This window comes from Nocardiopsis lucentensis DSM 44048, from assembly GCF_000341125.1.
Lineage (GTDB): Bacteria > Actinomycetota > Actinomycetes > Streptosporangiales > Streptosporangiaceae > Nocardiopsis > Nocardiopsis lucentensis.
Genome location: NZ_ANBC01000253.1, coordinates 1 through 9,858 on the forward strand (window position 1 = coordinate 1; position 9,858 = coordinate 9,858).

Annotated in this window: 5 protein-coding genes; 1 reads left to right on the top strand and 4 read right to left on the bottom strand. The window is 70.0% G+C overall.

The features are described from left to right. From glgB to D471_RS0108595, 4 genes are all read right to left on the bottom strand, one after another. On the bottom strand, positions 1-2,051 hold a 2,051-nt coding region (glgB, locus tag D471_RS33545; protein WP_040688918.1), incomplete at its 3' end, for a 1,4-alpha-glucan branching protein GlgB. A 282-nt stretch (positions 2,052-2,333) separates the two neighbouring features. After that, positions 2,334-3,743, bottom strand: coding sequence for a maltokinase N-terminal cap-like domain-containing protein (locus D471_RS0108585; RefSeq protein ID WP_017598239.1), 1,410 nt, complete (start codon positions 3,741-3,743; stop codon positions 2,334-2,336). 1 nt (position 3,744) lies between these two features. Further along, entirely contained in the window at positions 3,745-5,793 is a 2,049-nt protein-coding gene (gene treS / locus D471_RS0108590; RefSeq protein ID WP_017598240.1) for a maltose alpha-D-glucosyltransferase, read from the bottom strand. 95 nt (positions 5,794-5,888) lie between these two features. Continuing rightward, positions 5,889-7,838, bottom strand: a complete 1,950-nt coding sequence (locus D471_RS0108595; RefSeq protein ID WP_026127540.1) for an alpha-1,4-glucan--maltose-1-phosphate maltosyltransferase — start codon at positions 7,836-7,838, stop codon at positions 5,889-5,891. A 750-nt stretch (positions 7,839-8,588) separates the two neighbouring features. Between D471_RS0108595 and D471_RS33550 the strand changes: the two genes are divergently transcribed. Continuing rightward, positions 8,589-9,858: transglycosylase domain-containing protein (locus D471_RS33550; RefSeq protein WP_161630089.1), on the top strand; the 1,270-nt coding region annotated here is incomplete at its 3' end.

Below are 9,858 nucleotides of genomic sequence, written 5' to 3' on the forward strand. Positions count from 1 at the left end.
ACGTGGGTCGCAGCGGGGTACCCGGAACCACCGAACCTCGGATCGTCGGAGTTGAGCACGCAGTTCCACCGTCCTTCGACCGGCAGACCCGCCCGCCATCCCGGGCGGGGCACCGGCGAGAAGTTCACCGCGCAGGCCAGCACCGACCCGTCCTCGCCGTACCGCAGGTACGACAGCGTGTTTCCCTCGCGGTCACCGCCGTCCAGCCACCGGAACCCCGCCGGATCGGTGTCCAGCGACCACAGGGCCGACCGCGGCCGGTAGGCGTCGTTGAGCGCCCTGACCAACCGCTGCACCCCCGCGTGGTGGTCGAACTGGAGCAGCCACCACGGCACCCCGGACTCGTGCGACCACTCGTCCCCCTGGGCGAGCTCCCCGCCCATGAACAGCAGCTGCTTGCCCGGGTGCGACCACATGTACCCCAGCAGCGCGCGCACGGTCGCCGTCCGCTGCCACTCGTCTCCCGGAACCTTGTTGAGCAGGGACCGCTTGCCGTGTACGACCTCGTCGTGCGACAGCGGGAGCACGTAGTTCTCGCTGTAGGCGTACACCATCGAGAACGTGACCTCGTCGTGGTGGTACTGCCGGTGGACCGGTTCCTTCTTGACGTACTCCAGGGTGTCGTGCATCCACCCCATGTTCCACTTGAGTCCGAAGCCGAGCCCCCCGTGGTCCACCGGCCGGGTCACGCCCGGGTAGGCCGTCGACTCCTCCGCGATCATCATCGCGCCCGGGTTGCGGCGGTAGACGGTCGTGTTCAGCTCCTTGAGGAAGTCGATCGCCTCCAGGTTCTCCCTCCCGCCGAACACGTTGGGCTCCCACTGGCCGGAGTCGCGTGAGTAGTCCAGGTAGATCATCGACGCCACCGCGTCCACCCGCAGTCCGTCGACGTGGAACTCCTCCAACCAGTACAGGGCGTTGGCGATGAGGAAGTTGCGTACCTCCGTGCGCCCGTAGTTGAAGATCAGCGTCCCCCAGTCGGGGTGCTCCCCCCGGCGCGGGTCCGGGTGCTCGTACAGCGCGCTGCCGTCGAACCGCACCAGCGCCCACTCGTCCCTGGGGAAGTGCGCGGGGACCCAGTCCAACAGCACGCCCACCCCGGCCCGGTGCAGCGCGTCCACCAGGTACCGGAACTCGTCCGGTGACCCGAAGCGCGGCGTGGGCGCGTAGTAGGAGGTCACCTGGTACCCCCAGGACCCGTCGAACGGGTACCCGGCGACCGGCATGAACTCCACATGCGTGAAGCCCAGTTCGGTGACGTACTCGACCAGTTGCTCCGCCAGTTCGACATAGCCCAGACCCGGCCGCCACGACCCCAGGTGCACCTCGTACACGCTCATCGGAGCGCGGTGCGGCTCCACGCCCTTGCGTTCGGCCATCCACGTCTGGTCGCCCCACTCGTGGGCGGAGGCGGTCACGATCGACGCCGTCGACGGCGGCAGCTCGGTCCGGCGCGCCATCGGATCGGCCTTGTCCCGCCAGTGCCCGTCGGCCCCCAGCACCTGGAACTTGTACAGGTCTCCGTCGCCCATCCCGGGCACGAACAGCTCCCAGACGCCGCTGGCCCCCAGACTCCGCATGGGGTGACCGACACCGTTCCAATGGTTGACGTCCCCGGTCAGGCGGACCCCGCGCGCGTCCGGGGCCCACACCGCGAACCCGGTGCCGGGCACTTCGCCCATGGGGGTGTCGATCGTGCGGACGTGGGCGCCCAACGCGCGCCACAACTCCTCGTGCCGTCCCTCGCCGATCAGGTGGAGGTCGAGGTCGCCCAGGGTGGGGGTGAAGCGGTAGGGGTCGGCGGTCACGTGTTCGGGGCCGTCGGTCTCGTAGCGGGCGGCGATCCGGTAGTCGGCCGGGGAACCCAGAGCGGTTTTCGTCACCCGTCCCGCGAACACGCCCCGGTGCAGGTGGTCGAGGGCGACCCGGGTGCCGTCGGACAGGACGGCGTGCACTTCCAGCGCGCCCGGGCGCAGAGCCCGTACGACCGTGGTCCGGCCCGTGGTGTGCACCCCGAGCAGGGAGTGCGGGTCGTGGTGGTGTCCGTCCACCACCCGGTCCAGGGCCGCCAGGAGCTCCGGGTCGGGCGTCGCGGTACGTGCCCGACGGGCGGTCGTGGGGCGTCGGCGGGGCGCGGCCGAGGCGGCGGTGGTCGGTCGGGTGCGCGGACGCGGTTCCCTGCGGGACGTGGTCAAGACGGCTCCGTCGTGGTCGTGGTGGTCGGTCGGATGAGTGGCACCGCACGGGGCCGCCACCCCGGTGCGCGGGATGACGGCCGGTCACCGTGCGGGCGCGGCCCCCTCGGTGCGATCCCGAACGGGCCGGGGCCCGGATCAGCCGGGCACGGGTGGTGCCGCGGCCGCCGTGGCGGTGGAGACGGCCGCGGCGATGGAGTCGAGCGGTACCCGCAGCCAGTCGGGTCGGTTCCGCGCCTCGTACAGCACTTCGTACACGGCCTTGTCGAACTCGAAGGCCCGCAGTGTCGTGAGGTACTGGTCCGGGTCGAGGCCGCCCGTGTCGGCGTACCCCGCGCAGAACGCGGCCCTGTTGTTCCGGGCCCAGGAGCGGGCCGCCCACTCCAGTCCGGGGTCGTCCGGGTGCCGGACCAGCAGGTAGCCGGCGGCGTAGTCGAAGGAGCGGAGCATCCCGGCCACGTCCCGTAGGGGACTGGTCAGCCTCTGCCGCTCCCTCACGGGCACCGTCGGCTCGCCCTCGAAGTCGAGCAGCACCCATTCGGACGCCGTGCGGATCACCTGTCCCAGGTGGTAGTCGCCGTGGATGCGCTGGATCGGCAGCGGCTCACCCAACTGGGCGAACTCGGTGTAGGCCGCCATCACCCGGGGCGCGTACTCCGCCAGCTCCGGTACCTCTCCGCTGGCCATGGCCAGGCGCTCGACCATCGCCTCGGCGAGTTCGGCCGCCGCGTTCGGGGACAGCACGTCCGTGGGCAGAGCCCGTGCCAGGGAGCCGTGCACCTCGGCCGTGGTCCGGCCCAACCGCTCGGCCTCCGCGGTGAACGCGTCCTCACCGTCGGTTCGGGCCCCGTCCATCAGCGCCCGGGCGCTCCTGGTGGCCAGAACCCAGCCGTCCGTGGCCTGCGGGACGTAGGACTGGAGCATCGCCAGTGTGGTGGGCTCCTGGTACCCGGGCAGGTCCGCCTCGATCCACCCGCACGTACGCGCGACGCATGGTGAGCCGGTCAGCGCCATGGTCAGCTCCAGGTCCGGGTTGCGCCCCGGCCAGAGCCTGCGGAAGGTCTTCAGGACGTAGTCCTCCCCGAAGACCAGGGACGTGTTGGACTGCTCGCCGGTGAGGACCCGGCCGTGCGAGCCGACTCGGATCGGGGCCCCGGGAAGGGTCCGGAACCGGACCCCGCTGGTGTCCCCGGGCCCGGTCGGGGCGGCGAACCGTTCGAGTAGGGCGGCGGTCAGCTCACCGTCGTGCGAGGCGTCGTAGACCGCGCGCGGACGGCCGCCTCCCACACGGCACACGCCGATGGTCTCGGTGGCCAACTCCCCGGGGAGGGAGCGGGGCGACCGTGACCCCAGCAGCATCTGGTATCGGGAACGGCGGCCGCGTTGTTCGGCCTCGACGACGACGATGTCCAGGCCGGGCCCGTCACCGCGAGCGGGCACCAGGGTGTGCCTGCCCGCGACACGCAGGTCGTGGATGGGAACGCCCTTGCCGGAGAACCAACGTTGTCGGGGCAGCCAGGCGGCCAGGAGTTCTTCGAGTTTCGACATGTCAGCTCGGCCTGTTTCCCTTCCCGCCGCCACCCCGGTCAGAGCGCTCCACCACCGGTTTCGGGGAACCCGGTGCGGGGGCGGTGGCCCACGCGGGAGCGTTGGCCGGGCCCTCGTGGGATGCGGAGGCACGACCCGTCGGAGTGCTGGGCGTCGTGGTGACTGTGGTGTGGCGCTCCGCCGCGCGGGCCCGGTCGGTGCCCGTGCGCCCGGTCGGAACGCCGTCGGTGGCCCGAACCCGGATTCCGGCCGCGGGCAGGCCGTAGGACGGCACGCCGTCGTGATCGCCCCCGTTCGCCTCCGACGAGGTCTCGGCGGGCAGCTGGAACCAGTAGAAACCGTGTCCGGGCAGGGTGAGCAGGTACGGGAGTTCGCCGATCTCCGGGAACCGCACGCCGCCGACGCACTCCACGGGACCGACCCCGGCGTACCGGGCCAGGTCCAGCTCCACCGGCTGCGGGAACCGGGAGAGGTTGTTGACGCACAGCATGCGGTCATCGCCGTGCTCGCGGATGAACGCCAGGACGCTCGGGTTGGTGGCGTTGAGCTCGGTGAACGCCCCGGTTCCGAACACGGGGTGGCGTTTGCGGATCTGGATCATCCGGCGGGTCCAGTGCAGCAACGAACCCGGGTTGTCGCGCTGGGACTCCACGTTGAGCGCCTGGTACCCGTAGACCGGGTCCATGATCAGCGGCAGGTAGAGCCGGGCGGGGTCGCCCCGGGAGAACCCGGCGTTGCGGTCCGAGCTCCACTGCATGGGCGTGCGTACCGCGTCGCGGTCGCCGAGCCAGATGTTGTCACCCATACCGATCTCATCGCCGTAGTACAGCACCGGGGAGCCGGGCAGCGAGAGCAGCAGCGCGGTGAACAGTTCGATCTGGTCGCGGTCGTTGTCCAGCAGCGGGGCGAGCCGCCTGCGGATCCCCACGTTGGCGCGCATGCGGGGTTCCTTGGCGTACTCGGAGTACATGTAGTCGCGTTCCTCGTCGGTGACCATCTCCAGGGTCAGCTCGTCGTGGTTGCGCAGGAAGATCGCCCACTGGCAGTCGCGCGGGATCGGCGGGGTCTGGGCGAGGATCTCCGAGATCGGGAAGCGCTGCTCCTGGCGCACCGCCATGAACATCCGCGGCATGAGCGGGAAGTGGAAGTTCATGTGGCACTCGTCGCCGCCGGACTCGAAGTCGCCGAAGTAGTCGACGACGTCGGACGGCCACTGGTTGGCCTCGCTCAGCAGCACGCGGTCGGGGTAGAGGCGGTCCACCTCGGCGCGTACCCGCTTGAGGAACTCGTGGGTCTCCTTGAGGTTCTCGCAGTTGGTGCCCTCGCGTTCGTACAGGTAGGGCACCGCGTCCAGGCGGAAGCCGTCGATGCCCAGGTCGAGCCAGTAGCGCAGGACCTCCAGGATCGCCTCCTGGACGGCCGGGTTCTCGAAGTTGAGGTCGGGCTGGTGGGAGAAGAACCGGTGCCAGTAGTACTGGCCGCGGACCTCGTCGTAGGTCCAGTTGGACGTCTCGGTGTCGACGAAGATGATGCGCGCCTCGTCGTAGCGGTCGTCGGTGTCCGACCACACGTAGAAGTCGCCGTAGGGTCCGTCGGGGTCGGTACGGGAGGCCTGGAACCATGGGTGCTGGTCGCTGGTGTGGTTCATGACCAGGTCGGTGATGACGCGGATGCCGCGCCGGTGCGCCTCGTCGAGGAGCTCCACGAAGTCGGCGGTCCGGCCGAACTCCGGGAGGATCGTGAAGTAGTCCGAGATGTCGTATCCGCCGTCGCGCAGCGGTGACTGGTACATCGGCAGCAGCCAGACGCAGTCGATGCCGAGCCACTGGAGGGAGTCCAGCTTCTGTACCAGTCCGGCGAGATCGCCGGTGCCGTCGCCGTTGGAGTCGAAGAAGCCGCGGGCGAGTACCTCGTAGAAGACGGCGTGTTTGTACCAGTGGGGGTCACTGGTACCGCCGGAGGACATGAGCGGGCCGGTGGCGGCCCCGGTGGCTGGGGCGAGCGGACCGTGCTGGGCGTCGCCGCCGGGTCCGGAATCGTCTGTGCTCATCAACTGCTCCCCACCAAGAAAGGTTCGACATCGGATCAACGGGCGTTCCGGACCGGGGGCCGGCGCGGCGGCCGACCCCCCTGCGTCCGGGGCCGCTATCTGCCGGTGGTGGTGAAGACGTGCGCGGGGGCGATCGCCGGGTCGAGGCGGACGTAGTTGTCCGCGCCCCAGGTGTGGGTGCGTCCGGACAGCGCGTCGGTCACCGTGAGTTCCTCCTCCCAGGTGCGGCCGATGGACGGCAGATCCAGGTGCACCGTCGCCTCGCGGGTGTGGTGCGGGTCGAGGTTGACGACCGTGATGACCAGGTCGTCGGGGTCTCCGGGGCGCTCACCGGGGCGGTGCTTGGAGAAGCAGAGCAGTTCCGGGCGGTCGACGTGGTGGAAGCGCAGGTTGCGCAGTTCGCGCAGCGCCGGGTGCTCGCGGCGGAGACGGTTGAGCGTGGTGATCAGCCCGGTCAGGGTGGTGCCGGAGGCCTCCGCGGCGGCCCAGTCACGGGGGCGGTACTGGTACTTCTCCGAATCCAGGTACTCCTCGCTGCCGGGCGCGGCGGGCACGTTCTCGCACAGTTCGAACCCGGAGTAGATCCCCCAGGTCGGTGAGAGCAGTGACGCCAGGACCGCGCGGACGGCGAAGGCGGGCCGCCCGCCGTGCTGGAGGTAGGCGTGCAGGATGTCGGGCGTGTTGGCGAAGAGGTTGGGGCGCAGGTAGTGGGCGGTCTCCTGGCTGAGTTCGGTGAGGTAGTCCTGGACCTCCTCTTTGCCGTTGCGCCAGGTGAAGTAGGTGTAGGACTGGTGGAAGCCCACCTTGGCCAGGGTCCGGAGCATGGCCGGGCGGGTGAAGGCCTCGGCCAGGAAGAGGACGTCGGGGTGCTCCCGGGCGACGTCCGCGAGCAGGCGCTCCCAGAAGGCGACCGGCTTCGTGTGCGGGTTGTCGACCCGGAAGATGCGCACGCCGTGGCCGATCCAGTGCCGTACGACCCGCAGGATCTCGGTGTACAGGCCGTCGGGGTCGGTGTCGAAGCAGAGCGGGTAGATGTCCTGGTACTTCTTGGGCGGGTTCTCGGCGTGGGCGATGGAGCCGTCGGCGCGGTGGGTGAACCACTCGGGGTGCTCGGCGACCCACGGGTGGTCGGGCGAGCACTGCAACGCCAGGTCCAGGGCGATCTCCATGCCGTGCTCGGCCGCCTCCGCGACGAACGCGTCGAAGTCGTCGAGGGTGCCCAGGTCCGGATGGACGGCGTCGTGGCCGCCGTCGGCCGAACCGATGGCCCAGACCGAACCGGGTTCGCCGGGCGCCGCGCTCAGGGAGTTGTTCGCGCCTTTGCGGTGGGTGGCGCCCACCGGGTGGATCGGCGGGAGGTAGACCACGTCGAAGCCCATGTCGGCGATCGCGGGCAGCCGCTTGGCGGCGCTGGNGTGTCCGGGGGCGGTGTCGACCTGTGCGCCCTCGGACCTGGGGAAGAACTCGTACCAGGAGCCGAAGAGCGCGCGTTCGCGGTGCACGACGACCCGGGTGCGCTTGGAACGGGTGACGAGTTCGCGGATGGGGTGGTCGGCCATCCAGGCGAGGATCTCGGGGGTCACGGCGGCGAAGCGTTCCAGGGGAGGGAGCGCGGTGTCGCGCAGGATCTTCGCGGCCCTGGTCAGCGTGGGTTTGCGGGGGACACGGCGGCCGGCCCGGGAGAGGAGGCGCGCGCCCTCCTCCAACACGAGGTCGCTGTCCTGTCCCAGGGGGAGCTTGATCCGGGCGGTCCGGTGCCAGGTCGTGAAGGGGTCGGTCCACGCCTCGACGGAGAAGGCCCAGGCGCCCTCGCCGGGCAGGCTGATCTCGGCCTCGTGGCGGTCGGTGCCGGGGGCGTGTTCGCGCATGGGAACGAGCGCCTCGCGGCGGCCCTCGGGCGAGTACAGGACGACGCCCGCGGCGAGTGAGTCGTGGCCCTCGCGGATGATCGTCGCGCCCACGGTGAAGCGTTCGTCGGGAACGGCTTTCACGGGTCCGAGATCGTTGTCTGGAGAGATGTCAAGTATGGGCAGGCGTCCGATCACTGGCTACACCGTAATTGTCGTGGTTCGGGCGTTGTGGGCTGTGGGCGGCTGGGTCACGGATGGAAATAACGTGCAGTTAATACGAAGAAAGGCAGGGTTAACGAAGAGGCCGGGCAAAACTGTCCGGATTGCGGCTTCGGTGCCCTCCGCTGTCTATCGTCTGCCCTCCTGTGGGGTTTGGCGGAGTGTCGGGGCCGGATAATTTATGTGATCCTCATCACACTGGCCGGGCGACCTCATGCCTGGTATTTGGCGGGTTTCACCTGGGTAAACTTCGCAAACGGTGCATAGGTCAACAGTCGATGCAGGGGCATCCGTGGGTAGTTCGCGCGGTTCTCTGGAGAAAAGTCGGAAAACTCCACGGTCGTGTTGCGCTCCGTGTCGCGCTGGGTAGGGATGATCGAATGCGTCCCTGGTTCGCTGGGCTGTATTCCGGACATCCCCAGGAGTCCGGCGCGTCCCCCTGAAAACGTGCACATCGGATTCGGCTCGGCAGGGTTCCGGGGTCTCCCGTCGTGTGGTTTCTCTTGATGTCGAGCCTTTTTCATGTGCGCTTCCGGGGGTGTTGCGGAGCTTTGCGGTGAGGTGTCGTTAATGGTCGATCTGGGGGCTTTGCCATAGATTGGGGAATCTTTTCGGAGGCACGCCCGGTATGCCGGTCCTCCCTTTGCCCGCCCCTTGGGAGGGTGGTCGGCGCAGTGCCCGTCACCCGCCGAGCGGGGCGGGCGCCACACGGTGTGAGGGGGCGACGTGACGGGGTCGATCCGGAGGGGAGCACCAAGCCTCGGGGGAACGCGTGCCCTCGCGCGGCTGGCCGGGGTCGCGGTGCTGGCCGGTCTGTTGGTGGCGGCCCTGCTCCTGCCATGGGTCGGGGCGGCGGGGGTCGTCAGCCGCGACACCGCCACACTCTTCATGGCGATGCCCGACGAACTGGAGGTGCCCCGCCTGTCGGAGCGGGTCGTGCTCACCGACACCGACGGTCGGCCGTTCGCCGAGATCGCCGAACGCGAACGCGAGGTGGTCCCCCTCGACGAGATCAGCCCGTGGGTCCCCGCGGCGCTGCTGGCGGTCGAGGACGACCGTTTCCACGAGCACCACGGCTTCGACCCGCGCGGTGTCCTGCGCGCGGCCGCGCTCACCGCCATGGGCCACACGCAGGGCGGCTCCACCATCACGCAGCAGTACGTGAAGAACCTGCTCATCGAGACGGCGGAGAGCGAGGAGGAAGCCGCGAGGGCGAGCGAGCGCAGCCTCGCGCGCAAGCTGGTCGAGCTCCGGTACGCGGTCGGCCTGGAGCGGCGGCTGACCAAGGACGAGATCCTGGAGGGCTACCTCAACCTCGCCTACTTCGGCGCGGGCGCGCACGGGATCGAGATGGGCGCGCTGCGGTACTTCTCCGTGCCCGCCGCCGACCTCGACCCGGCGCAGGCCGCACTGCTGGTCGGGTTGGTGCGGGCACCCTCCTACTACGATCCGCTGACCAACCCCGAGGCCGCCCGGGGCCGGCGCGACCTCGTCCTGGGACGGATGGCGGCCGTGGGTTCGCTGAGCCGGGAGGAGGCCGACCGGTACGCGGCCGAGGACCTCGGACTGGACCCGACGCCGCGTGGCGGGAGCTGCTACCACAGCGAGTACCCGTTCTTCTGCGACTACGTCATGCGCTGGCTGCGGCGCACGGACGTCCTGGGCGACACCGAGGAGGAACGCCTGCGGGTGCTGCGTCAGGGCGGGCTGACCGTCCGGACCACTCTGGACGCGGACATGCAGGAGGCGGCGGGGGAGGCGGTCGTCCGGCACGTGCCGAACGACGGTTCCACGCGCTTCGCCGCCCAGGCGCTCGTCGAACCCGGCACCGGGCGGGTGCGCGCGCTCGCCCAGAACCTGCGGTACGGCTTCGACGAGAACGATCCGGGGACGACCGCCATCAACCTCGCGGTCGACCGCCGCGACGGCGGGACCACCGGATACCAGGCGGGGGCGACGTTCAAGACGTTCACCCTCGCCGCCGCGCTCGACGCCG